The sequence below is a fragment of the Hephaestia sp. MAHUQ-44 genome, assembly GCF_023806085.1.
Taxonomy (GTDB): domain Bacteria; phylum Pseudomonadota; class Alphaproteobacteria; order Sphingomonadales; family Sphingomonadaceae; genus Sphingomonas.
In genome coordinates this window covers 23,422-48,209 of the sequence record NZ_JAMSLX010000001.1, presented here as the reverse complement: position 1 = coordinate 48,209, position 24,788 = coordinate 23,422, and the positions used below count along the sequence as shown (strand labels likewise).

Genomic DNA, 24,788 nt, shown 5'->3' with positions numbered 1-24,788 from the left:
GTGTCGCTCCCGACCAATGATGCCGCCGATAATGCGCGGATGCCGCGCGATACGGAAGCGTAGCGTTTGTTCTGCTGTCGTGAAAGCGGCACCGGCCCGCTCCGGTGGGGAGTGGGCCGGTGCGGCCTGTTTCAGTGCGACTGAAACCGACCGCAAACGAAACCGCCGCCGAACCAGCGTCCGGCGGCGGGATGAGGTGCTCAATGCCCGCGGGGCATTATTTCTTGAGCTTGACCGGGATGAACCCGCTGCCGCCGCGCCCGCGCTGGACGAACAGCAGCACCTGATCGCGATTGTCGCGCTTTGCGGCGGCCACGATGTTGGCGAGATCCTTGGGGCTCGAGACCTGCGCGCCGTTTGCCGAGACGATGACGTCGCCGCGGCGCAGCTTCTGCGCGGCGTTGCTCGACGGATCGACCGCAGTGACGACGAGCCCGGTGGTCGAGGCATCGACCCCCACCTGCCGCGCGATCGTCGGCGTGAGCACCGTGGTGGTGAGCCCGATCGCGTCGTTGACCGATTGATCGCTCGACGAATCGCCCTGATCGGGCGTGTCGGCATCGGCATCGGGGTTGAACCCGGCGAGCTCCTCTTCGGACGGGCGCATCGCCATCGTCGCGGTGACGGTGCTGCGCTTGCCGTCGCGGATCAGCTCGATCGGCACGCGCGTGCCCGGCGTCAGGTTGGCGACCAGATAGCTGAGCGACTGATCGGGGGTGACTTCCTGCCCGTTGACGCGGACGACGACGTCGCCCTGCTTGATCCCGGCCTTGGCGGCGGGGCCGTCTGGCTCGACACGCGCGACGATCTCGCCGCGGTTCTTCTGCAGGCCCAGCGCGGCGGCAATGTCTTCGGTCACCGGCTGGATACCGACGCCGAGATAGCCGCGCTCGATCTTGCCGCCCTTCATCAGCGTGTCGACGATCGGCCGGGCCTCTTCGGCGGGAATCGCGAAGCCGATGCCGACGTTGCCGCCGGTGGGCGACAGGATCTGCGAATTCACGCCGATGACATTGCCCTGCATATCGAACATCGGGCCGCCCGAATTGCCCCGGTTGATCGAGGCGTCGGTCTGGATGAAATGATCGGCGCCGCCAAGCCCGGTGGTGCGGTGCACCGCCGAAATGATCCCCGCCGTCACCGACGAGCCGATCCCGAACGGGTTGCCGATCGCGACCACCCAGTCACCGACGCGCGCATTCCCCGAATCGCCGAATTTGACATAGGGCAGGTCGGTGGCGTCGATCTTGAGCACCGCGAGGTCCGATTTGGCATCGCGGCCGACGACGCGGGCCTTGTATTCCTTGCGGTCGGTGAGCGTGACCGTGATCGTATCGACGCTCGCACCCTGCGCACCCGGCGCGATCACATGATTGTTGGTGACGACATAGCCGTCGGGCGAGATCAGGAAGCCCGAGCCGAGCGATTCGCCTTCGCGCGTGATCGGGCCGCTGCCGCCACCGCCGCCGAATTGCTGGAAGAAATCCTCGAACGGCGTGCCCGCGAACGGGTTCTGCTGCTGGATCTTGATGTGCTGGGTGGTCGAGATGTTGACCACCGCCGGCTGGAGCTTGGCCACCATGTCGGCGAAGCTCATCGGCGCGCCCTGCTTGGGCGCCACCGCGTTGATCGTGCCGGGCTCGTTCTGCGCCTGCTGCGCGCCGAGCGGCTGTTCGAGGGTCATCGTGGCGGCCGCGCCGCCGAGCAACAGGGCACCGGTTATCGCAAAGGCGTAGCGCACGTGGGGTTTTCCTCTTCTCTTGTCGGTTTCAGGCATTGTGCGGCTTTGTGCCGTTTATTTGCTGAACCTCGATTGAATATGAACGGATCGTCAGCGGCCACGCCCCGCGAACTGGCGGAGATACTCGCTGTCGGGCGAGAGGATGATGTCGGTCCGGTCCTTGGGGGTCGAGGGATCGCCATCATCGACGAAGGTCCGCTGGTAGGACTGCATCGCGCGATAGAAATCGTAGAAGGCCGCATCCTTGCTGAAGCTTTCGGCATAGGTTTTGGAAGCCTCGGCATCGGCTTCGGCGCGGATGATCTGCGCCTGTTTCTGGCCCTGCGCGCGGATCGTCGCGGCTTCCTGCTGGCGCGCGGTCGCCATGCGCTGGAGCGCGCTGGTGAGCGGCGTGCCGTCGGGCAGATCGGCGTGGCGGATGCGCACGTCGACGATCTCGACGCCATATTGGTTGGCGACGCGCTGCAGCCCGGCCTGGATATTATCCATCACCTCGCCGCGTTCGGGGCTGAGCAGCGCCACGAACGGCCGCTTGCCCAGCTCGCTCCGCAGCGCCGAGCCGAGGATCGGCTGGAGCTGATCGGCGACGCGCTGTTCGGTGGCCGACGAACTGCCGGTCGCGACCACCGCCTTGAGCGGATCGACGATGCGGAAGCGCGCATAGGCATCGACTTCGAGCCGGAGCTGATCGGTCGAGAGCACCTGCTGGTTGTCGAGATCGACATCGAGCACGCGCTTGTCGACCCAGACCAGCTTGTCGATGAACGGCACGCGCGCGACCAGCCCGGCGCCGGTATTGCCGAATTGCTGGCCCGGCTTCCAGGCGTTGACGACCCCGATCGGCTTTTCGAGCCGCAGGATCACGGCCTGGCGCGTCTCGGGAACGATCGCCAGCGTGCTGGCGAGCAATATCACCACCAGCAAGGCGAGGATGCCGGCGACGACGGGGTTGCGGAGCGACGGGGTCATTGGCCAGCTCCCTGCGCGGACGCAGCCGGAGCGGCAGCGGCGGGCGCCGCCGCGCGCGGGCTGGTCGCGTTGTTGAGCGGCAGATAGGGGATCACGCCGCTGCGCGTATCCTCGATCACCGTCTTGTGCGCCTTGCTCAGCACATTCTCCATCGTCTCATAATACATACGCCGCCGCGTCACCTCCGGCGCGAGCCGGTATTGCTCGTACACCTTGTCGAACTGCGCCGCCTCGCCCTGCGCGCGGGCGCTGATCTGTTCGGCATAGGTATGCGCCTGGTTGATGTCGGACTGCGCGCTCTGCTGGGCGGCGGACACCGCCTTGAATTCGTCGATCACCTGCGCGGGCGGATCGACCCGGCGCAGCGCGACGCCCTGCACCTGAAGCCCCGAGCCGTAGCTGTCGAGGATCTGCTGCATCAGTTCCTGCACGCCCATCGTGATCCGGCTCTGGCCGGGGCCGATCGCGTCGTTGAGCGTCGAGGTGGCGATCACCGCGCGCATCGCGCTTTCGGCGGTGGCGCGCAGCGTTGCAGCCGGGTCCTTGATCTCGAACACGTAATTCTGCGGATTCTTGACGTTCCAGCGCACCTGATAATTGAGATCGATCAGATTCTGGTCGCCGGTCAGCATCAGGTTGGTGGAATCGCCTTCGGGGAAATCGTCGGTGCGGATCGCCTGCACGTCGACTTTCTGCACCGAATTGAACGGTGCCGGCAGCGTCATCTTATAGCCGGGATCGAGCGTCTTGGTGTAGCGGCCGAAAAAGGTCACGACGCCGCGCTGCTGCGGGCCGATGATGTGGAAACTGGTGAACACCAGCCACACGCCGAGCAGCAGCGCGATGCCGATGATCGCAAGGCTGCGCCCGTTGGCGCCGCCGGGGAGCCCGCCGCCGCCACCGCCGCCCGAGCCGCCACCGCCGCTGCGCGCGCGTTTCAGAAATTCGTCGAGCACCGTCGGCCGCGTGGCGCGGCCGCGCGGGCCGCCCGGCGGCACCGACCACGGGTTGCGCGGCCCGCGATCGCCGCCGCCCTTGCCGTCATCGTCTCCGCCCGAGCCCCAGGGGCCCTTGCTCATATTTGCCATAATAGGAAGGCGCCGCCACCAACGTGTCAGGATCGTCATCCCGTCTTTATAGGTGGGCAAATTGAGAAAAACAGTGGCAAGAACGCCCAAGCGGCCTATCTCGCCATTATGTCTGACAACGAGGCCCTCTCCGCCGCGCTCGCGCCGGTGGCTGCCGGTCGCGCCACGGCGCGGCTCGCCGACGGTAAAGCGAGCATCATTCTCAACGTCACCGGGTTGCCGCCCAGCACGCACGATGCGCTTGAACGGGACGTTCGCGCGGCGGCGGCGGCCGTGCCCGGCGTTACCGACGTCCGCGTCGCGCTGACGCTCGAGCGCACCGCGCGGCGCCTGATTGCGGTCGCGAGCGGCAAGGGGGGGGTCGGCAAATCGACCGTCGCCGCCAATCTGGCGATCGCGCTGCGCCGGGCCGGCCGCGCCGTCGGGCTGGTCGATGCCGATATCTACGGCCCCTCGCAGCCCAAATTGCTCGGCGTCGAGGGCAGCCGCCCGCAGGCGCGCGGCAAAGTGCTCCAGCCGGTGGCGACACCTTATGATGTGCCGTTGCTGTCGATGGGCCAGCTCGTCGACGCCGACAAGGCGATCGCCTGGCGCGGGCCGATGGTGAGCGGCGCGCTGGGCCAGCTCGTCGATGCCAATTGGGGCGAGGTCGACACGCTGGTGATCGATCTGCCGCCGGGAACGGGCGATGTGCAGCTGTCGATGGTCCAGAAGCACAAGCCCGCGGGCGCGGTGATCGTCTCCACCCCGCAGGACGTCGCGCTGATCGATGCGCGGCGCGCGATCGACCTGTTCCGCCAGACCGGCGTGCCGATCATCGGCGTGGTCGAGAATATGGCGGGCTATGCCTGCCCGCATTGCGGCGGGATCTCCGATCCGTTCGGGCGCGGCGGCGCCGAGGCGGCGGCGACCGAACTGGGTGTGCCGTTCCTCGGCCGGGTGCCGCTCGACATCGCGATTCGCACCGCCTCCGATGCGGGAACGCCCCCGGTCGCCGGAACCGGCGAGGAAGCCGCCGCGTTCATCCATATTGCCGATGCCGTGGGGGCGTGGATGACCGAGGGTGCCTGATGCCGCTCACGCGTGACGAGGATATTCGCGATCTGCTGGCGAAGACGCGCACGATCGCGATGATCGGCGCCTCGGATCGTCCGGACCGCGATTCGAACCATGTCATGGCGTTCCTGCAAGGGCAGGGGTATCGCGTGCTGCCGGTCAACCCGCAGATCACCGGCGAGCATATCCACGGCGAATTCGTGTGGCGCGATCTGTCGCAACTCGGCGATCCGATCGATCTGGTCGATATCTTCCGCCGGCCGGCGGCCGCGGGCGAGGCGGTCGATCAGGCGATCGCGGCGGGCGCCAGGGCGGTGTGGATGCAATTGGGCGTCGTCAACGAGGCGGCGGCCGCGCGCGCCGAGGCGGCGGGGCTCAAGGTGGTGATGGATCGCTGCCCGGCGATCGAGATCCCACGGCTGGGTGTGACGCCGGTCGGGGTGTAGCAGCCGGCGTCAAATCGGCGCCTCCGTCCCCGTTCATGCTGAGCTTGTCGAAGCATTGCCGTTTGTCCTGATCTCCCGAGCGAGAGAAGAACGGCCCTTCGACAAGCTCAGGGCGAACGGTGCAGATGTAATGTTTGCCGCGCTTCCGGGGCAGCAGGTCGTGCGTTAAAGCACTATGGTTCGGGGGCGGGCTTCCTTGATTGCGGCGAGGATCATCCTTTCCCACACTGCCGGATCGCCCGCGGCGGCCATCGCGGAATCGGGTTCGCGCAGCGTGCGCAGGACGGCGGCGGCGTCGGGCAGATAATCCTTCCAGCTTTCCTCGACCTCGCGCGATGCCGATTCCGCGTCGCCCTCGGCGTTGGCGCTGATCCGCTGGCCGGCAAGGACGCGCGCGATGCGTTCGGCGACGGGGGGGTGCTGATGGGCATGGCGGTTCTCCCGCCGGATCAACGTGCGAGCGCGCGTGCGGCTCCGCGCTGGTGCATTTTCCGGTGGCGCGGGCCAGAAACAGAAGCGGCACCGGCCGTTCCCTGTGGAGGAAGAACCCGGTGCCGCTATCCGAACATAGCTGGATGCGAGTTTACACCGCTTGCGGGCGGCGCTGGCCGCGATGGTGGTTGGCGCCCGGCCGGCGACGATCGCGGGCGGGCTGGCCGTCGTTGCGGCGGCCGTCGGCGTGCTGGCCACCCTGCGGGCGGTTGTCGCCCCCGCGATGCGGCTTGTGCTGACCGTCCTGCGCGCCGGCCGGGCGGCCACCTTGCGGGCGCTGCGGCTGACGCTGGCCATCGTGCGCGGCCGCGCGGGCCTCGCCGCTACGATTCGGACGGCGATCGCCGTGCGCGTCGCGGCGCGGCTGCTCACCCTCGGGGCGCCGTGCGTCACCGTGACGATTGCCGCCACCCGGCCGGCGCGCGCCGCCGGCGGGAACAGCCTTGTGCGTCGCGCGCGGTCGGCGCGGGCCGCGCTCGCGATCCTCGCGCGGGGCGGGATCGGCGCCGATCGCCTTTTTGCGCGTCGCCTGAATTTCGTGCGACCGCGCGACGAAATCGGCCGGCAGCGGCTCGATCGTCACCTTCTGGCGGGTCACCCGCTCGATGTCGCGCAGATAGGGACGCTCGTCATCGGCGCAGAAGCTGATCGCGACGCCGCTCGCGCCGGCGCGCGCGGTGCGGCCGATGCGGTGGACATATTGTTCGGGGACGTTGGGCAGTTCGAAGTTGAAGACGTGGCTGACGCCCGACACGTCGATCCCGCGCGCGGCGATATCGGTCGCGACGAGCACGCGGACCTGGCCCGATTTGAACGCGGCGAGCGCGCGCTCGCGCTGCGGCTGGCTCTTGTTGCCGTGGATCGCATGCGCGGCGATGCCGTTACCGCCGAGCAGCTTCACCACTCGATCGGCACCGTGCTTGGTGCGCGTGAAAACCAGGGCGCGTTCGATACCCGGATCGCCGAGTTTGATCGTCAGCAGCGCCTGCTTTTCCTTCTGGCCGACAAAGGTGACGAACTGATCGACGCGCTCGGCGGTGGTCGCCGCGGGCTTGATCGCGACGGTCGCGGGATCGGTGAGGAACTGATCGGCCAGCGTGCGGATCGTCTTGGGCATCGTTGCCGAGAAGAACAGCGACTGGCGCTGCTTCGGCAGCAAGGTCACGATCCGGCGCAATGCGTGGATGAAGCCCAGATCGAGCATCTGATCGGCCTCGTCGAGCACGAGGATTTCGAGCATCGAGAGATTGACGTAGCGCTGCTCGATCAGGTCGATCAGCCGGCCCGGCGTGGCGACGAGCAGATCGACGCCGCGCGCCATATCCTGCCGGTTCTTGTTGATGCTGGTGCCGCCGAACACGGTTGCGACCGCGAACCGTGAGAATTTGGCATAATCGCGCGCGTTGTCGGCGATCTGCGTGGCCAGTTCGCGCGTCGGGGTAAGCACGAGCATCCGGCAATGATAGGGCAGCGGGCGCTTGCCGGCCTCGTCGAGGCGCTGGAGCGAGGGCAGCACGAACGCGGCGGTCTTGCCGGTGCCGGTCTGCGCGATGCCGAGCAGGTCGCGGCCCTGGAGCAGCGTCGGGATGGCCTGCTGCTGGATCGGCGTGGGCTGCGTATAGCCCTTGGCCTCAAGCGCGCGAACGAGGGGTTCGGCGAGACCGAGCGTGGAAAAAGACATGGAAAACTTTCAATAAGCGCCGGGCTCGCGCGCCATCAGGCACACGAGGGGCGGGGGAAAAATGACACCCCGCGTGATATGGGAAGCCCGAAAATCGACCGAGGCGGAGCCTGAATCCCGTGGGATTCGATCACGCTGCATGACGCCTCGATGGCGGCCATCTAGATGCTGCGCTGCAAAAAGTCAAGCCATGCGGCGGGCCGTTACCTGAGCGTGACGGTTGCCGCCGCGGCCGGATCGTCGCGCAGCCGCAGGAAGATCTGCCCGGTCGCCGGCTGAGGGATTGCGATCATCGTGCCGGTAAAGCCGTCGGGCACCTCGGTAGCGGCCGCGCCATCGGCGGTCGTGGCGACCGAGGCGAGGAGATAGAGGTCGCTTCCCGTCAGGTGGCAGCCTTGATCGTCGCACCGCAGCCCGTCGAGCGTCGGCAGGCGGACCAGCGTCGCGAGCGGTGCCCAGGCACCGGAGACGCCATCCTGGAGGATGCGGAAGCGCAGCGGGCCATAAGCCGACGCACCCAGCGTTGCCGCGAGATCGGCCTTGACCACGCCGACCCCCGCATTCTGGACGGCATAGCCCGCGCCCGGCGCGATCCGTGCCGACAGGCGGCCGTCGACGGTCGCGATCTCGATCGTCTCGCGGCCGGTGAGCCGGGTTGCGGGCGCGGCGCGGAACGAGAAGGTCAGCGGTGCGCCCAGCGGCACGACCTTCGTGTCGGCGATCGCGATCGGCAATTGGCCGGCGGCAGCGACGGGGGTCGCGGTGAGCCCGATCAGCGTGGCGGCCGGGCGCGGCGCGGCGACGACGACCGGCAGCGAGCGCTCGCGGCCGTCGGCGAGCGTCACGGTGGCGGTCTCGCGGTGACCGGGGTCGAGCGCGGCCACCTTTTGGGGGTCGACGGCGGCCAGGCTCAGCCGATCGGTGCCGTCGGCGCGCAGAATTGCGCCCGGCTGGAGCGCCAGGCCGCCGAGCGAGACCGCGGTCACCTTGTCGAGCCCGGTGCCGGTGAGCTCGGCGCTGCTGTCGTTCGCGTGGAGCGTCAGCCGATCGAGCCGGAGCTGTTCGGTGGTGGTGGCGAGCGCGACGCTGACGGGCGCGCCGCCGCCCTTGGGATGAACGAGCAGCGTCAACGCGTCGGGCGCGGCGGGGGCCACCGGCACCGTTACCGAAAGCCGATTGCCCGCCCCCGGCTTCCACGCCAGCGGGGCGCCATCGGCCATCGTGATGCGATCGACGCAGGCGGGGGCGCCGCCGATGAGTTCGACCGCATTGTCGCGGCCGACCGGCAGCACCGCGGCGTCGCGCGAGACGGTGGCCCATGCCGCGCCTTCGGGATTGGCGAGGCTGAAGGTCGGGCCGTCGAATTGCGCGAAACCCCAATCGCCGTGGAGCGTGCCGGTGATCGTGGCACCGAGCCCGTGGTACGTCGCGACGGGAGCCGCGAGCACATAGCCGCCGCGCATCGGATCGGCGGTGACGGGCAGATCGAGGCTCGGGCCGTTCTCGCGCACCACGCGCAGCCGCATGTTCTGGGCGTAGCGCGTGGCGTAGACCAGCGGCGCGCCATCGACGGGGAGGACGGTGCCGGGGGCCGCGCACAGTGCCTCGAGCGTTGCCGGATGGCGCAGCGGCGGAACGCGCGGCGGCTCGATCGAGGGCAGCGCCACCACCATCACCGAGGTCGGCCGGCCGAAATTGGGCGCCGCGTTGAGCAGCAGCGTGACGCGATCGTCGTCGATCCGCGACAGCGCCGGAATATATTGGAGCTGGGTCGACTGGAACGCGCCGAACAGCCGCGCGATATCGCGCACCACGCCGATATAGGGGCTGTAGTAACCGTAGCCCGCCTGCCGCGTCGAACTGATCCGATAGGCGAGATCGGTCGGCGCGCCCGCCAGCGTCTCGGCGAGCGCCGAGGTGTGTGTGTCGGCAAGCAGCAATGTCTCGCGGTTCTGCGTCAGACAGGCCGCCTGGAGATCGGTCGGCTGATCGAGGCATTGCGCGTTGAGCTTGATCGACAGGCTGCGCGTCAGCACCGGTGAGGCCGCGGCGATCCGATCGGGATGCGTGGCCTCGAGCCAGCGGATCTGGCCGAGGAAGCGATCGAGCCGGGCGCGATCGAGCGAGGCCTGATTGAGTTCCTGCGACGCCCGCACGAAGGTGCCGGGGCGTTCGCGCACCGCCTCGACGACCGCGTCGTAATCGCTATTGTCGTCGGGGGCGAGGAACAGGACGATCTGGCGCGCGCCCGCGGGCACGGTGAGCGACAATTCGGTGCCGCCTTTTTTCCACGTCTTCGATTTGAAGAACCAGTCCTTGGGCGGCGGATTGGTCGCGCCGCGCAGGAAAGCCGCGATCAGCAGCATCCGCGCGCCCTGTTCTTCGGGAAGGTCGAGCTTGATCGAGAGGCGGTCGCCTTCGGACAGATTGGGGACGCGCGCGATCGGCAGCGTCCGCCCGTTATGCGTCACCGCGATCTGGAGGCCAGGGCCGGCAAGATCGAACGGTGAGGCTGCCGCGTGCGCTGGCATCGGTGCGGCCAGCCCGATCGCGAGCGACAGGCCCAGCAGCAACGGGAGGCGGGACAATTGCGACATCATGAGCATGACCGGATCACCATAAGCCCGTGGCGTGGCGTGCGGGCGTGTCAAGAATAGGGCGCAATCGGGGAGGCTGCGTGGCGCGCGCGCCGGGTGCCGCTGACCGAAGCCGCGCCGCGCGCCGCCAGCGTCTTGATCGCCATGCCGAAATCTCCGAACCGGGATCGCCGCTTGTCGAACCGGCCGGCGCGGGCAATGGTTCCGCCACCCCATGACGAGCGCGCTTGCCACCATCCTGATCTGCATTGCCGCCATCGCCGGGGTGCTCGCGCGCCCGCTGCGCTGGCCCGAGGCGGTGTGGGCAATCGCGGGGGCGGGGTGCCTCGTCGCGTTCGGCCTGCTGCCGTGGCGAGAGGCGCTGGCCGCAATCGCGCGGGGCGGCGACGTCTATCTGTTCCTGGGCGGGATGATGCTGCTGTCCGAGATCGCGCGGCGCGAAGGCGTGTTCGATTGGCTTGCCGCGCACGCGGTGGGCTGGGCGAGAGGATCGTCGGCACGGCTGTTCGCGTTGGTCTATGCGGTCGGCATCGGGGTGACGGCGCTGCTTTCGAACGACGCGACCGCGGTGGTGATGACGCCGGCGGTCTATGCCGCCGCGCGGCAGGCCGAGGTCGATCCGCTGCCGTCGCTGTTCGCGTGCGCGTTCGTCGCCAATGCCGCGAGCTTCGTGCTGCCGATCTCGAACCCGGCGAACCTTGTTCTCTACGGCGGGCAGATGCCGCCGCTGGGTGCGTGGCTGGCGGCATTCGGCTTGCCTTCGATCATGGCGATCGGCGCGACCTTCGTGATGCTGCGTCTGGTCGAGCGCGATCGGCTGCGGGCGCCATGTCGCGTGGAGATCGCGGCGCCGGTGCTCGGCGGGGGCGGGCGGCTGGCACTGGCGGCGATCGGCGCGACCGCCTTGCTGTTGCTCGGCATGTCGCTTGCCGATCGGGCGCTGGGCGTGCCGACCTTCGTCGCGGGGGCGGTAACCGCGGGGCTCGTGTTCCTCAAGCGGCCGCAGGATATGGCGCCGGTGCTGCGGCAGGTGTCGTGGAGCGTGCTGCTGCTCGTCGCCGGATTGTTCGTGCTTGTGGCGGGGCTCGAGCGGATCGGGCTGGTCGATTTGCTGGCGGCATGGCTGGGCGGGGGCGGCGATCCGCGCGCGACCGCCGCGATCGCGGGCGGCGGGATCGCGATTGCTGCGAACCTCGTCAACAACCTGCCCGCCGGGCTGGTTGCAAGTGCGACCGTCGCGGCGGCCAATCCGCCCCAGATGGTGACAGACGCGCTGCTGATCGGGGTCGATCTCGGCCCCAATCTGTCGATCACCGGCAGCCTCGCGACGATCCTGTGGCTCGCGGCGATCCGGCGCGAGGGCGAGCACGTGACCTTCTGGCGCTTCCTCAAGGTTGGCGTGGCAGTGATGCCGCCCGCGTTGGTGCTCGCGATCGGGGCGCGGTTGGCGCTGGGGTAGGGGCGTGGGTCATGCCGGACTTGTTCCGGCATCCAGCCTTCCTCGAGCGTCAGCGTTTGAGGCGCGTTGGACCCCCGGAACAAGTCCGGGGTGACGGGTGGATGGAAAAAGGGCGCCCGGATTTGCTCCTGGCGCCCTTTTCTCGAAACGTCGTCGCGGCAAAGCCGCGCCGTCGGACCTCGCTGGCGCGAGGCCGGCCGACAGCGCGTATGCGCCGCTAGTGCGGCGCACCGGCGCGGTCGTGGCCGCGCCTTACCCGCTGTAGTACATATCATATTCCACCGGGCTCGGGGTGGTCTCGTAGCGGATCACCTCTTCCCACTTCAGGTCGGCATAGGAATCGATCTGTTCCTTGGTGAAGACGTCGCCTTTCAGCAGGAAATCGTAATCCTCCTGAAGCGCGACCAGCGCCTGGCGCAGGCTGCCGCACACCGTGGGGACGTTGACCAGTTCGGCGGGGGGAAGATCGTAGAGGTTCTTGTCGATCGCCTCGCCGGGGTGGATCTTGTTCTGGATGCCGTCGAGCCCGGCCATCAGGATCGCGGCATAGCACAGGTACGGGTTCGCCAGCGCGTCGGGGAAGCGGAATTCGACGCGCTTGGCCTTGGCGCCGGTGCCATAAGGGATGCGGCACGAGGCCGAGCGGTTGCGGCTCGAATAAGCGAGCAGCACTGGCGCTTCGAAGCCCGGCACCAGCCGTTTGTAGCTGTTCGTGGTCGGGTTGGTGAAGGCGTTGAGCGCGCGCGCGTGGCGGATGACGCCGCCGATGAAATAGAGGCACATATCCGACAGCCCGGCATAGCCGTTGCCCGCGAACAGCGGCTTGCCCTTTTCCCAGATCGAGAAATGGGTGTGCATCCCCGAGCCGTTATCGTCCTTGATCGGCTTGGGCATGAAGGTTGCCGTCTTGCCGTAGGCGTGCGCGACCTGGTGGACGACGTATTTGTGGATCTGCATCCGGTCCGCGGTCTGCGTCAGCGTGCCGAAGGTGAGGCCGAGTTCGTGCTGCGCGGCGGCGACCTCGTGGTGGTGCTTGTCGCACGGCAGCCCCATCTCGATCATCGTCGCGACCATCTCGCCGCGGATGTCGACCGCCGAATCGACCGGCGCGACGGGGAAATAGCCGCCCTTGGCGCGCGGGCGGTGGCCCATGTTGCCGCCTTCATATTCGCGGCCCGTATTGCCCGGCAGTTCGATATCGTCGATCTTGTAATAGCTGGTCGAATAGCTGTTCTCGAAGCGGACGTCGTCGAACATGAAGAATTCGGCCTCGGGGCCGACATAGACGGTGTCGCCGATCCCGGTGGCGCCCAGATAGGCCTCGGCGCGCTTGGCGGTGGTGCGCGGATCGCGCGAATAGCCTTCACCGCTGCCGGGCTCGACGATGTCGCAGAACACGATCAGCATCGGCGTGGCCGAGAAGGGATCGGTATAGACCGCGTCGAGATCGGGCAGGAGCACCATGTCGCTCTCGTTGATCGCCTTCCAGCCGGCGATCGACGAGCCGTCGAACATCAGCCCGTCGGTGAGCTCATCCTCGCCGATCAGCCCGGCGACCATCGTCAGATGCTGCCATTTGCCCTTGGGATCGGTGAAGCGGAGATCGACCCATTCGATCTGCTCGTCCTTGATCTGCGCGAGAATGTCTGCGGCCGTCTTCGCCATGTCTTGTGCTTTCCTTTTTCATTCCCCTCCCGCTTGCGGGAGGGGCCAGGGGAGGGCGTGTTAAGGGAGGACGGGCCCTCCCCCGACCCCTCCCGCAAGCGGGAGGGGAGAAATGGTCAGATCGCTTCCTCGTCGCGCTCGCCGGTGCGGATGCGCAGTGCGGTTTCGATCGCGGAGACGAAGATCTTGCCGTCGCCGATCCGGCCGGTTTGCGCGGCCGCGGCGATCGCCTCGACCACGCGCGGGGCCAGCGAATCGTCGACGACGATTTCGAGTTTCACCTTGGGCAGGAAATCGACGACATATTCGGCGCCGCGATAGAGCTCGGTATGCCCCTTCTGGCGGCCGAATCCCTTCGCCTCGGTCACCGTGATGCCCGATACGCCGACTTCGTGCAGCGCTTCCTTCACTTCATCGAGCTTGAACGGCTTGATGATCGCTTCGATCTTTTTCATGCGTCTGGCTACTCCCGCCCACGGTTCGGCAGTTCAATAACCGTGCCAGTCGGTGATCGGCAAGAAAGCGTGTGTCGTGCGCGCCGATCTCGATCGGCGGTGCCCGATTCGCGCGCAGCCGGGCGATTGCTGCCTGAAAATGAGGCAGCATCGGGATGGGCACGCGTCACCCCGAACCTGTTCCGGGAGGCAACGTGCCTTAGCACGGTGGCGCTCGCTGGCGCCCGGATGCCGGAATCAGCCCGGCATGAAATGAAATTCGGGGATATCTTTCCGCTTATGCGTAAGGCGGGTTGTGGAAGCCCTTGGGGCTGGTGGTGAAAATCTCGCAGCCGGTCTCGGTGATACCGATCGAATGTTCGAACTGCGCCGAGAGCGAGCGATCACGCGTTACCGCGGTCCAGCCGTCGTCGAGGATCTTCACGTCGGGGCGGCCGATATTGATCATCGGCTCGATCGTGAAGATCATGCCGGGCTTCAATTCGGGGCCGGTGCCGGGGCGGCCGGCATGGACGACCTCGGGCGCGTCGTGGAACAGCCGGCCGAGGCCGTGTCCGCAGAAATCGCGAACCACGCCGTAGCGATGCGATTCGGCGTGGCGCTGGATCGCGTGGCCGATATCGCCGAGATGATTGCCGGGCTTCGCCTGCTCGATGCCGATCATCAGGCACTCGTAAGTGACGTCGACCAGCCGCTTTGCTTTCACCCCGACATCGCCGACCAGATACATCCGGCTCGAATCGCCGTGCCAGCCATCGAGGATCGGCGTGACGTCGACATTGACGATATCGCCCTTCTTGAGCGTCTTGCTCCCCGGAATGCCGTGGCACACGACATGGTTGATCGAGATGCAGCTCGAATGCGTATAGCCGCGATAGCCGAGCGTCGCGGGCACGCCGCCGGCACGGATGATATGGTTGCGCACCATATCGTCGAGCGCCTGCGTCTCGACGCCGGGCACGACGTGGGGCACGAGCATATCGAGCACCTCGGCGGCGAGCTGGCCGGCGCGGTGCATCCCCTCGAACGCCGCCTTGTCGAACAGTTTGATCGCGCCGGTGCGGCCCATCGGCGCATCGGCGGTGACGGTCACATAATCGGTCATGGGCGGCGGTATAGCGTGTGAAGCGGCGCTTTGCGAGAGGACTTTCCTCGGCTATGCGGGCGGGCGATGGCACAAAAGCGCATCTGGACCGCCGCGCTGGCGGTGATCGGCGACGAAATCCTTTCCGGCCGAACGCAGGACAGCAATGTCGCGCAGATCGCGACCTGGCTGGGCGCGCAGGGCATCCGGCTGGTCGAAGTGCGGATCGTCGGCGACCAGACCGACGCGATCGTCGAGGCGGTCAACCAATTGCGCGCGCGCAACGATTATCTGTTCACCACCGGCGGCATCGGGCCGACGCATGACGACATCACCGTCGATGCGATCGCGACCGCGCTGGGCGTGCCGGTGGTGCATCACCCGCAGGCGCTCGCGATCCTCGAGCGTTATTACACGACGCGCGGCGGGTTGACCGAGGCGCGCAAGCGGATGGCGCGCGTGCCGCAAGGCGCCGATCTGATCGAGAATCGCCGGTCGGGTGCGCCGGGAATCCGGATCGGCAACATCTTCGTGATGGCGGGGGTGCCACACATCACCGCCGGCATGCTCGACGCGCTGACGGGGCAACTCGAGGGCGGGGCGCCGCTGATCAGCCGGACGATCGGCTGCTGGGTCGCCGAAAGCGAGGTCGCCGATCTGCTGCGCTCGACCGAGCATGACCATGAAGGCGCCGTCATCGGCAGCTATCCCTTCTTCCGCGCCGGGGCCGGGGGCGCGAACTTCGTCGTCCGCGCAACCGACGCCGCGCTGCTCGATGCCTGCGTCGCCGATCTGGTCGCGCGGCTGGTGGCGGCAGGACATGCGCCGGTCGATGGCGGAATTTGACGCGTCTCAAGGGGCCGATCCGAAATCAGCCGGCGGCGGATTTCGAATCGGACTCTTAACGTCGCGTTAGCTATGTCGATCTAGCGTGATGCGGGCACACATGCTCGCGGGGAATTGCGAATGGGTCTCGAAGCGCCGATCATCGAGGTTTCCGACAAGCGCCGCGCGCGGCGGCGGCCGACGGCAGCACGCGTTGGCGTGCGCAGCCCCGGCAAGCGTCACGTCGAGACGCGGCTGCTCGATATCTCGCGCTACGGCTTCCGCGTCGCCGCCGAGCGGCTGACACCGGGAAGCTCGGTGTGGCTCAAGCTCGCCGACAGCGAACCGCAACTCGCGCGCGTCGTGTGGAGCGACCAATATGCCTCGGGCTGCGTGTTCCTCGAACCGCTCGATCAGGTGATCTACCGCGCCGCATTGCGTACCGCCGGGATCGAGACCACGATCATCGCCTGAAGGGCTTGGTTCTCCGCCGGTAGAGAAGGCGGTGTTTCGGCAGGCTCAGCACGAACGGGGGAGACGCGCGCCTAGCGAGGCTGCCGCTTTGCGCCTGCCGCGCGGACGTCCGCGAGCGTGGGATAACCGTTGACCGCCATCAGCAGATCGGCCTCGGCAAGCAGGCATTTGATAACGTGCGTCGCGCCTTCGGCGCCGTCGAGCGCGAGGCCGTAGACGAACGGGCGGCCGATCCCGACCGCGCGAGCGCCGAGCGCGAGCGCTTTCACGACATCGCTCCCCGATCGCACCCCCGAATCGAACAGCACCGGCACCGCGCCCGCCGCAGCGACCACATCGCCGAGCATGTCGATCGCCGCGATCCCGCCATTGGCCTGCCGCCCGCCGTGGTTCGAACAGAAGATCGCATCGGCGCCCGCATCGATTGCGCGGCGCGCATCATCGGGGTGGCAGATGCCCTTGAGGATGATCGGCAGCGACGTCAGCGAGCGTAGCCACGCCATGTCGTCCCAGGTCAGCACGCGTCCGAAGGTCGCCGCCCAGGTCATCACCGCGGCGGCCGGATCCTCCTCGGGTGGCCGCGCGAGCATCGAGCGGAACACCGGGTCGGTGAAGTAATTGGTCAGCACAGCCCCGCGCAACTGGGGGAAATTGCCCGCGTTGAGATCGCGCGGCCGCCAGCCCGTGACCCAGGTATCGAGCGTGACGACGATCCCCTTATAGCCCGCCGCCTCGGCACGGCTGACGAGGCTTTCGGTCAGCCCCTCATGTTTGGGGGTGTAGAGTTGGAAGAAGCCTGGTGTATCGCCCAGCGCTTCGGCGACGCGTTCGAGCGGATCGTTGGCGAGCGTCGAGACCATCATCGGCACGCCGGTTGCGGCCGCAGCGCGCGCGGCGGCGAGATCGCCATGCCCGTCGGGCGTGCAGATGCCGGTGACGCCGATCGGGCTGAGGAACAGCGGGGTAGGGAGTGTTTGCCCGAACAACTCGATCGACAGATCGCGCACGCGCGTGTCGACCATCATCCGCGGTACCATCCCCCAATCGGCGAAGGCGGCGCTGTTGCGGCGCTGGGTCGCCTCGTCGCCGCAGCCGCCCTGAACGTAATCGAGCACGTGCGGCGGCATCGCCGCTTCGGCGCGCGCTTCGAGCGTCGCGGCATCGACGGGGAGCCTGGGGAGCACACCGCGCAGCCCGGCGGCGTATATCTCGTTCTGATAATCGCCGAACTGCGCCATGATCCCATCCTCTCTGCTGCTTTTCCGGCGAGGTTGGGGCGGTCTCAAGGCGTCGTCAACCGGCCGCGCGCTACCCCAGCGGGGAGGTTCGTCCCGGCAGTGGTCTGTACTCGCCCGGTTGTTGTCCCCGTCCGCTCGGTTCGGCGTCGGTCACCCGAAAATGCCTTTCGGTCGGGGCGATGGCACGGCGTGCGATGGAGTGGCGCAATTCCTCGGCGATGTCGCTAAGGAGGCCCGTGGCACGGTCAACAGACCGGCTGTGACCTTATTGGAGCGGGAGCGAGCGGCGTGCGTGAAGCCTTTATCTGTGATGCGGTGCGGACGCCGATCGGGCGCTATGGCGGTGCGCTGGCGTCGACGCGCCCCGACGATCTGGCGGCGCATGTCCTGAGGACGCTGCACGCGCGCAATCCCGATCTCGATTGGGCCGGGCTCGACGACATCGTCCTCGGCTGCGCCAATCAGGCCGGTGAAGACAACCGCAATGTCGCGCGCATGGCCGCGCTGTTGGCCGGGCTTGGCGAGACGGCGACCGGGACGACGGTCAACCGTCTGTGCGGGTCCGGCATGGATGCGGCCCTGATCGCGGCGCGTGCGATCAAGGCCGGCGAGGCGCAGGTAACGGTCGCCGGCGGCGTCGAAAGTATGAGCCGTGCGCCGTTCGTCATGCCCAAGGCGGAGACCGCTTTCTCGCGCGGCAATGCGGTGTACGACACGACCATCGGCTGGCGCTTCGTCAACAAGGCCATGCACGCGGCGTTCGGCACCGACGCGATGCCGGAAACGGCTGAACATGTTGCGCGCGACTTTTCGATCGGCCGCGAAGATCAGGACCGTTTCGCGCTGGAAAGCCAGCGCCGCGCGGCCGTCGCACAGGCCGAGGGCCGGTTTGCCGCGGAAATCGTGCCGATCGCGATTGCACAAAAGAAGGGCGATCCGCGCATCGTCGACACCGATGAACACCCGCGGGCAACGACGATGGACGCATTGGCGCGGCTGCAACCGATCGTCTGTCCCGACGGCAGCGTGACTGCGGGCAACAGTTCGGGGGTGAACGACGGTGCCGCCGCGATGATCATCGCGAGCGGGCGCGCGGTCGATGCGTACCAGCTTGTGCCGCGTGCGCGCATTCTGGGCGGCGCTGTCGCCGGGGTCGCGCCCCGGGTGATGGGAATCGGCCCGGTGCCTGCCGCTCAGAAGCTGCTCGACCGGCTCGGTTTGTCGATCGGCGCCATGGACATGATCGAACTGAACGAGGCCTTTGCGGCGCAGGCTCTGGCGGTGCTGCGGGCATTGGGCGTCCCCGAGGCGGCCGATCATGTGAACCCGAATGGCGGGGCGATCGCGCTCGGGCATCCGCTGGGCATGTCTGGCACCCGGCTGTTGCTGACGGCGACCGAGCAACTGGTGCGCAGCGGCGGGCGATATGCCTTGTGCACGATGTGCATCGGGGTCGGCCAAGGCATCGCGACCGTCATCGAAAGAATCGACTAGGGCCGATCGAGGCGCATATCGGGAGTCACCGCCGCGCCGGGGCCCCCTTGCGGCAAAAGTTTTGCTTTATCGCCCTTTTACCCGAGCGACGTTCCGGTAAGGAGCGGCGATGATGATCCGGCGCCTCATTCAACTCTACGCGGGGCTGTTCGCTTTCGGCATGTCCTCGGCGATGATGGTCCGCTCCGATTTCGGGCTCAATCCCTGGGATGTGTTCCATCAGGGCGTAGGAGACCGTACCCCCCTCAGCTTCGGCACGGTCGTGATCGTCGCCGGGGCGATCGTCCTGTTGCTGTGGATCCCGCTTCGGCAGCGGCCCGGCCTGGGGACGGTGAGCAACATCATCGGGATCGGTCTTGCCGCGGATTTCGGCCTGTGGCTGATCCCCGAGATCGGATCGCCGCTCATCCGGGCCGCGATCCTCGCGATCGGGATATTCCTCAACGGCGTCGCGACCAGCACATACATCGGAGCGGGGTTCGGTCCCGGCCCTCGCGACGGGCTGATGACGGGGCTGGCAGCCCGGACGGGCTGGTCGATCCGAGCCGTGCGCACGGGAATCGAACTCACGGTCCTCGCGGTGGGATGGGGGCTCGGCGGCACCGTCGGCATTGGTACGGTGCTGTTTGCCGTCACGATCGGGCCGATCGTGCACCTGACGCTGCCCTATTTCACGATCCGCTCGGGCGGGGCGCCTTTAACCCGTGCGATGCCGACCGATAAGGCGGCGCGCGATAATTCCCCCACATAGACATGGTCGATCTTGCCGTCCGCGCGCACGAAGAGCGTCGTCGGTAGCCCAGCGCCGCTGCTACGGCGCAACAGGACGCCCGCTCTGTCCGACAGCACGTTCGTGTCGTGCAGCCCCTCGGTGCGGAGAAAATCCCGGATCAGATCGGGATGTTCGCCCTGATTGACGAGTAATATCGGCACGTCCCGGGTCTCGTGCGCGGCGGCGGCGAGCATGGGCATCTCACGGCGGCACGGGGGACACCAGGTCGCCCAGAGATTGACCACGAAGGGCCGGCCCCGAAGGCTGTCCAGATCGACCGGCTGCCCCGCCAGATTTGTTACCGGCACCGATGCCGGGAACGCTTCCCTCGGGCCTGCCCGGTCGAGCTGCACATAGCCGAACCAGGCCAGGCTCGCCGTCGCGAGGATGACAGCCGGCCCCGCGAGCCGCCGCTTCCAGCCCAATGCGATCAGCAGTGTCGCGAGCGCCGCTGCCATCCCGGCGGGCGCCCAAAAGCCGCCCTGCCAAAGGTAGAGCGAGGAGAGCGGCTCTCCCTTGTAGGCTGTCCAGTGCAATGCGACGAAGCCGGTCCGGGCGGCGACCAGACCGGCCACGACCGCCAGCCATGGTATCCGCGTGGGATCGACGCGCGACGACCGCAACGCCCATCCGGCCCCGGCCACGAAGAGCCCGATCAGGACGAGTGCCACCAGGCGCTCGAACGAAAGCATGAGCGGGCCAATAGTGATGACGTCTGGCATGTGAAGCATGAAGCGACCGATCCTACCCGCGTATCAGGCCGGCCCGACAGGAGGCCCCGATGTGCGTATCGCAAGCGTTACCCCGACGCGCGGCTGGTTGATACCGATTGGCGCCGGACGGGCTCCGTTTCTTGCCCCCGTGGCGACGCGCGCTGCCCGAGGGAATGGTCTGATGCCGCTGGTTAACCAGAAAATAAGGCGCCCCCCATAACGCTCGCCACATGGAAGGACGGTTGACCTCACGTGCATGGGCGCCAGCCATACGCAACGTCGCGGAGAACCCGAAGGGTTCGGGTATCGATCGCGGTGGTTTGCGCGATTTGATCCCGGCCATCGGGCTCGGCCTATTCCTGCTTGGTGTCCTTGCGGTGAGCTACTTCCTGTCCGTCGACAGCAGGAACCAATATCTGGTGGTCGCGCCGCCCGATTGGTCCGCAGCTCGCACCATCAACCTCATTCTTGCCGGTGACGGCAGACTGCTGCGGCAAGGGCGCTTTGCCAATGTGCTGATCGCAACGTCGGAGCAGGCGGACTTCGCGCGTGTGCTGCGCGGGGCCGGCGCATGGCTGGTGGTGCCGGCGCCGGGCGATTGGGGTTGTTCAACATCGTCGATCCCTGGGGAACAGAAATGATCGTGGAACTCGATGCCCTCCGGACACGCTTCGGGCGTTTTCTGGTCTGGCTATTCTGGGCGCACGTGCCCGTTCTGGCGCTTGCCGCGTGGTTGAACGGCCAGGCGCCGTCGAGCGCGGCGGCGGCGGGGGCGATCGTCGCGATCGTCTATCAACTGGCGTGGTGGCGTTATGGAATCGCCCCGGCGACGCGCTATCTGTCCGCGGTTGCGTTGATGGCCGAGCCGGCGGTCCTGCTGTTCCTGCTGAAGGGCCATCCGTGGCAGATGGACATGCACATGTATTTCTTCGCGATGCTGGCGCTCACCATCGCGTGGTGCGACCGGCGCGCGATCCTCGTCGCCGCGACGGTTGTCGCGGTCCACCATCTGTTGTTGCTGCACCTGCTGCCTTTTGCGGTCTTCCCGGGCGAGGGCAATCTGGGGCGCGTGCTGTTCCACGCGGCGATCGTCTCTTTCCAGACCGCCGCCCTGATCTGGCTCAGCAACATGCTGGTCGGCAGCTTCGTCCGGATCGACGGCATGCGCCAGGAGATCATCGTCAAGAACAAGGCGCTGGAGGAGCGGACGCGCGAAGCCGAGAACGCCAGCGAGGCCAAGAGCCTGTTCCTCGCGAACATGAGCCACGAGATCCGCACGCCGATGAACGCGATCCTCGGTTTCTGCCACCTCGTCGGGCGGACCGCGCTCGACGACAAACAGCGCGACTATATCTCCAAGATCAACGGATCGGCGGTGGCGCTGCTGCGGCTGATCAACGACATTCTCGATTTCTCCAAGAACGAAGCGGGCAAGCTCACGCTCGAACTGCGCCCGTTCGATCTGCGCCGGATGGTGGAAGGGCAGATCCAGCTCGTTTCGGGCGATGCACAGGCCCGCGGGGTGCGCGTCACCGCGTCGATCGATCCCGCGTTGCCGTCGGCGCTGCTGGGGGATGAAATGCGGATCGGGCAGGTGTTGCTCAACCTGCTCAGCAATGCGGTGAAATTCTCGCACAATGACGAGGTGAAAATCTCGGTCGGTGTCGAAGCGGTGGAGGCGGCCGGGGTGACGATCGCCTTGTCGGTGCGGGACAATGGCATCGGTATCCCGATCGAGGATCAGGCGCGCCTGTTCAGCTCGTTCACGCAGGCCGACAGTTCGACGACGCGCCGCTTCGGCGGCACCGGGCTTGGCCTGGCCATCTGCCGCCAGATCGTCGAGCAGATGGGCGGCAGCATCGGCGTGGAGAGCACGATCGGCGGGGGCAGCGTTTTCACCTGTCTGTTCACGCTCGCGCCAGCCGAGACCCATATATCCGCCGCCACCGGGCAGGCCCCCGACCATATTCGAGGGCTTCGTGTGCTGGCGGCGGACGACAATCCGGCAGCGCGCCAGATCGTCGAGGAAATTTTCGCCGGCTGGGGCATGTCGATCGATCTCGTCGCCTCGGGGGGCGAAGCGATCGCCGCGTGCCGCGGGGCGGCGTCGAGCGGACAGCCATATGATCTGGTGATGCTCGACTGGAAGATGCCCGGCATGGACGGCATGGAAACGATCCGTGCCCTGCACGACATCCCCGAACTCGGCCCGTTGCCGGTCACGCTGATCATTACCGCTTATGGCACCGAGGAACTCTCCGGCCGGGCGGGGCAGGCGGGGATTTCGGCATTCCTGTCCAAACCGATGGATCCGGCCGCGTTGCTGGCGGCGATCACCAACCTTTTTCCGGCGACCGGTATCGGCATGGCCGGGGGACATGAATCGCCCGAGGCGACGGTGGCGCTTGCCGCGCCGTTGCGCGGGGCGCGCGTGCTGCTGGTCGAGGACAATGAGATCAATCGCGAGATCGCGATCGAATTGCTGACCGATGCCGGGCTGGTCGTCGATTGCGCTGAAAACGGCCGGATTGCCTGCACGCGCGTCGCGGCCGATGGCCATGCGTATGCCGCGGTATTGATGGATTTGCAGATGCCGGAAATGGACGGCATCGAGGCGACGCGGATCATCCGTCAAACCTGGTCGCACGAGGCCTTGCCGATCATCGCGATGACCGCCCATGCGTTCGAGGAGGAGCGGCAACGCTGCTTCGATGTCGGCATGGACGATCACGTCGCCAAGCCGATCGATCCGCCGCTTCTTATCGCCACGCTCAACCGCCGGCTGCGACCGGTGGAGGGACGTCAGACGCCCGTCGCGGCGGGTGGGGCGGCTGCGTCGGCAGCGATGCTGCCAGTGCATCTCCCGCCGTTCGACATTCCTGCCGCACTGCGGCGTGTGAACGGCAAGGAGGTATTGCTCCGCAAACTCATCCTCGATTTCGCGCGGACCTATGAGAACATCACCAATGAGTTGCGCGTGCAGATCGCGACCGGGTTGCTGGCCGATGCCAGGCGGCTCGCGCACACGCTGAAGGGGGTCGCGGGGTCGCTCGAACTCGGCGACCTGCAGGCGAAAGCGCAGACCGTCGAAATGCTGCTTGCGGCGGGATCGGCCCAGCCGGCGCTCGACACGCTGGCGGCGCTGCAAGCCGCGCTTGAGCCTGCGGTGCAGGCGGCCCGGACGCTTGACGTCCAGAACGCGGGTGCTGCGGACCCGGCGGTAACGCTGGTTGGGGAATCGCTGACCGCCAAGCTGGCGCGGGCGACGCTTCGCGACCTCGTGATGCGCCGCAGTCTGGGTGCACGGGGCGCGTTCGAGGCACTGGCCGACGCGCTTGATCTGGCCCCCGCCCAGCGTGCGGCGCACCCGCTGCACGAGGCGCTGCAACGCTTGGATTATGACACGGCATTGGCGCTGATCGATGCGCCGGTCCCAGTGGAGACAGCTGCATGACGCGCCCGACCATCCTGATCGTCGACGACGAGATTTCGAACATCGAGATCATGAACGCCGTGCTCGAAGACGAGTATGACGTGTGTTTCGCGATGTCGGGCGAGGAGGCGCTGGAAACCGCGCGGCGCGCGCCACCCGATCTGGTGCTGCTCGATATCCTGATGCCGGGCCTCGACGGATTCGAGGTGTGCAAGGCGATCAAGAGCGACCCGTTGCTGGCCGACATACCGATCATCTTCACGACCGGCCTTGGCGATACCGAGGATGAAATCCGCGGCCTGTCGCTGGGCGCGATCGATTATGTGACCAAGCCGGTCCAGCCCGTGATCCTGCGCGCGCGCGTGAGCAACCATATCGAACTGAAGCGGTTGCGCGATCAACTCGCCGATCTCGCGGTCCGCGATGCGCTCACCGGGTTGCATAACCGTCGTTCGCTGGAGCAGCACCTGACGACCGAATGTGCCCGGCTTGGCCGGACGCAGGATTGGCTGTCGGTGATCATGGTCGACATCGATTTCTTCAAGCAGTTCAACGACACCTACGGGCATCAGGCGGGCGATCGCTGTATTACGATGGTCGCGTCCGCGCTGATGCGCGCGGTGAAGCGGGCGAGCGATATCACTGCGCGCTATGGCGGGGAGGAATTCGCCTGCATTCTGCCCGGCTCCGATCCCACGGCGGCTGAAACGGTGGCGCAGGAAATCAGATTGCAGTTGCAGGCGCTCAACATCCCGCACGAGGGATCGCAGGTGAGCCCGTATGTGACGGTGAGCATCGGCGTCGCCAGCGCCCGGTGTGGCATGGGTGCCGCACCGGATCGGTGGATCGCGGAAGCCGACGAACAGCTTTACCGCAGCAAACTTGCCGGCCGCGACCGCATCTGCGCGACCAAATTCGGGACGATGGGCAATGACACGCTGATGCGGCTCCCGGCCGGCATCAGCTATCCGAGGTCCGCCGCGCTCTGACGGCGGCGCTCCTTCTCGTCCGGTGGCGCGCTCTGCGACCGGCGTAGCAGGCGTCGGGCGCGGTCTTTCCCAACAAGAACCGGCTCCCACGAACGGCCAGCGCATCCTCGGATGCGC

General features: G+C 67.2%; 21 protein-coding genes. 10 read left to right on the top strand and 11 right to left on the bottom strand.

The genetic code is table 11. The annotated features are described in order from the left end of the window. Positions 1-217: 217 nt before the first annotated feature. The 3 genes from NFE57_RS00200 to hflK all read right to left on the bottom strand — a co-directional run bounded on the left by NFE57_RS00200 (position 218) and on the right by hflK (position 3,837). Positions 218-1,741 (bottom strand): Do family serine endopeptidase, encoded by a 1,524-nt coding sequence (locus NFE57_RS00200; RefSeq protein ID WP_252133542.1) that lies wholly within the window; start codon positions 1,739-1,741, stop codon positions 218-220. 90 nt (positions 1,742-1,831) lie between these two features. Then, positions 1,832-2,710: a protease modulator HflC gene (hflC, locus tag NFE57_RS00195; protein ID WP_252133541.1), complete on the bottom strand. Its 879-nt coding sequence runs from the start codon at positions 2,708-2,710 to the stop codon at positions 1,832-1,834. After that, the gene (gene hflK / locus NFE57_RS00190; RefSeq protein WP_252133540.1) at positions 2,707-3,837 is read right to left on the bottom strand and encodes a protease modulator HflK; all 1,131 of its coding nucleotides are present in this window, start codon (positions 3,835-3,837) and stop codon (positions 2,707-2,709) included. Before hflK ends, hflC begins: the two co-directional genes overlap by 4 nt. A 69-nt stretch (positions 3,838-3,906) precedes the next feature. Between hflK and NFE57_RS00185 the strand changes: the two genes are divergently transcribed. Both NFE57_RS00185 and NFE57_RS00180 read left to right on the top strand, forming a co-directional pair. After that, a complete protein-coding gene (locus NFE57_RS00185) occupies positions 3,907-4,869 on the top strand; it encodes an Mrp/NBP35 family ATP-binding protein (protein WP_252133539.1) in 963 nt (320 codons plus the stop codon). Continuing rightward, positions 4,869-5,300, top strand: coding sequence for a CoA-binding protein (locus NFE57_RS00180; protein ID WP_252133538.1), 432 nt, complete (start codon positions 4,869-4,871; stop codon positions 5,298-5,300). The genes NFE57_RS00185 and NFE57_RS00180 overlap by 1 nt, the downstream gene beginning before the upstream one ends. A gap of 165 nt (positions 5,301-5,465) precedes the next feature. Here the strand turns inward: NFE57_RS00180 and NFE57_RS00175 are convergent, their stop codons facing one another. From NFE57_RS00175 to NFE57_RS00165, 3 genes are all read right to left on the bottom strand, one after another. Then, positions 5,466-5,753: a hypothetical protein gene (locus NFE57_RS00175; protein ID WP_252133537.1), complete on the bottom strand. Its 288-nt coding sequence runs from the start codon at positions 5,751-5,753 to the stop codon at positions 5,466-5,468. A 130-nt stretch (positions 5,754-5,883) separates the two neighbouring features. Continuing rightward, positions 5,884-7,473, bottom strand: a complete 1,590-nt coding sequence (locus tag NFE57_RS00170; RefSeq protein ID WP_252133536.1) for a DEAD/DEAH box helicase — start codon at positions 7,471-7,473, stop codon at positions 5,884-5,886. Positions 7,474-7,676: 203 nt separating this feature from the next. Beyond that, positions 7,677-10,079, bottom strand: coding sequence for a hypothetical protein (locus NFE57_RS00165; RefSeq protein ID WP_252133535.1), 2,403 nt, complete (start codon positions 10,077-10,079; stop codon positions 7,677-7,679). A 205-nt stretch (positions 10,080-10,284) separates the two neighbouring features. Between NFE57_RS00165 and NFE57_RS00160 the strand changes: the two genes are divergently transcribed. Beyond that, positions 10,285-11,529, top strand: coding sequence for an arsenic transporter (locus NFE57_RS00160; protein ID WP_252133534.1), 1,245 nt, complete (start codon positions 10,285-10,287; stop codon positions 11,527-11,529). Positions 11,530-11,781: 252 nt separating this feature from the next. Here NFE57_RS00160 and glnA read toward each other — a convergent pair whose 3' ends face one another. The 3 genes from glnA to map all read right to left on the bottom strand — a co-directional run bounded on the left by glnA (position 11,782) and on the right by map (position 14,754). Further along, complete coding sequence (glnA, locus tag NFE57_RS00155; protein ID WP_252133533.1) at positions 11,782-13,194, bottom strand: type I glutamate--ammonia ligase; 1,413 nt, start codon at positions 13,192-13,194, stop codon at positions 11,782-11,784. Positions 13,195-13,310: 116 nt separating this feature from the next. Then, positions 13,311-13,649: a P-II family nitrogen regulator gene (locus NFE57_RS00150; RefSeq protein ID WP_252133532.1), complete on the bottom strand. Its 339-nt coding sequence runs from the start codon at positions 13,647-13,649 to the stop codon at positions 13,311-13,313. A 277-nt stretch (positions 13,650-13,926) separates the two neighbouring features. Then, positions 13,927-14,754 carry a type I methionyl aminopeptidase gene (gene map / locus NFE57_RS00145; RefSeq protein ID WP_252133531.1) on the bottom strand — a complete coding sequence of 276 codons (828 nt, stop codon included), beginning with the start codon at positions 14,752-14,754 and terminating at the stop codon, positions 13,927-13,929. Between the two features lie 66 nt (positions 14,755-14,820). Between map and NFE57_RS00140 the strand changes: the two genes are divergently transcribed. Both NFE57_RS00140 and NFE57_RS00135 read left to right on the top strand, forming a co-directional pair. After that, positions 14,821-15,579, top strand: coding sequence for a competence/damage-inducible protein A (locus NFE57_RS00140; RefSeq protein ID WP_252133530.1), 759 nt, complete (start codon positions 14,821-14,823; stop codon positions 15,577-15,579). A gap of 120 nt (positions 15,580-15,699) precedes the next feature. After that, on the top strand, positions 15,700-16,032 hold the full coding sequence (locus tag NFE57_RS00135) for a PilZ domain-containing protein (protein WP_252133529.1): 333 nt from the start codon (positions 15,700-15,702) through the stop codon (positions 16,030-16,032). A 71-nt stretch (positions 16,033-16,103) separates the two neighbouring features. Here the strand turns inward: NFE57_RS00135 and NFE57_RS00130 are convergent, their stop codons facing one another. Then, the gene (locus tag NFE57_RS00130) at positions 16,104-17,270 is read right to left on the bottom strand and encodes an alpha-hydroxy-acid oxidizing protein (protein WP_252133528.1); all 1,167 of its coding nucleotides are present in this window, start codon (positions 17,268-17,270) and stop codon (positions 16,104-16,106) included. Positions 17,271-17,558: 288 nt separating this feature from the next. Here NFE57_RS00130 and pcaF point away from each other — a divergent pair, with 288 nt between their 5' ends. Both pcaF and yczE read left to right on the top strand, forming a co-directional pair. Continuing rightward, positions 17,559-18,764, top strand: coding sequence for a 3-oxoadipyl-CoA thiolase (gene pcaF, locus NFE57_RS00125; RefSeq protein WP_252133527.1), 1,206 nt, complete (start codon positions 17,559-17,561; stop codon positions 18,762-18,764). Between the two features lie 109 nt (positions 18,765-18,873). Continuing rightward, positions 18,874-19,515: a membrane protein YczE gene (gene yczE, locus NFE57_RS00120; protein WP_252133526.1), complete on the top strand. Its 642-nt coding sequence runs from the start codon at positions 18,874-18,876 to the stop codon at positions 19,513-19,515. Here the strand turns inward: yczE and NFE57_RS00115 are convergent. Next, on the bottom strand, positions 19,431-20,228 hold the full coding sequence (locus NFE57_RS00115) for a TlpA family protein disulfide reductase (RefSeq protein ID WP_252133525.1): 798 nt from the start codon (positions 20,226-20,228) through the stop codon (positions 19,431-19,433). The genes yczE and NFE57_RS00115 overlap by 85 nt on opposite strands. Before the next feature lie 263 nt (positions 20,229-20,491). Between NFE57_RS00115 and NFE57_RS00110 the strand changes: the two genes are divergently transcribed. From NFE57_RS00110 to NFE57_RS00100, 3 genes are read left to right on the top strand one after another with little or no spacing between them, the layout of a single operon-like run. After that, complete coding sequence (locus tag NFE57_RS00110; RefSeq protein WP_252133524.1) at positions 20,492-20,890, top strand: hypothetical protein; 399 nt, start codon at positions 20,492-20,494, stop codon at positions 20,888-20,890. Next, a complete protein-coding gene (locus NFE57_RS00105) occupies positions 20,887-23,703 on the top strand; it encodes a hybrid sensor histidine kinase/response regulator (protein ID WP_252133523.1) in 2,817 nt (938 codons plus the stop codon). Before NFE57_RS00110 ends, NFE57_RS00105 begins: the two co-directional genes overlap by 4 nt. Further along, a complete protein-coding gene (locus NFE57_RS00100) occupies positions 23,700-24,671 on the top strand; it encodes a diguanylate cyclase (protein WP_252133522.1) in 972 nt (323 codons plus the stop codon). Before NFE57_RS00105 ends, NFE57_RS00100 begins: the two co-directional genes overlap by 4 nt. Positions 24,672-24,788: the final 117 nt, after the last annotated feature.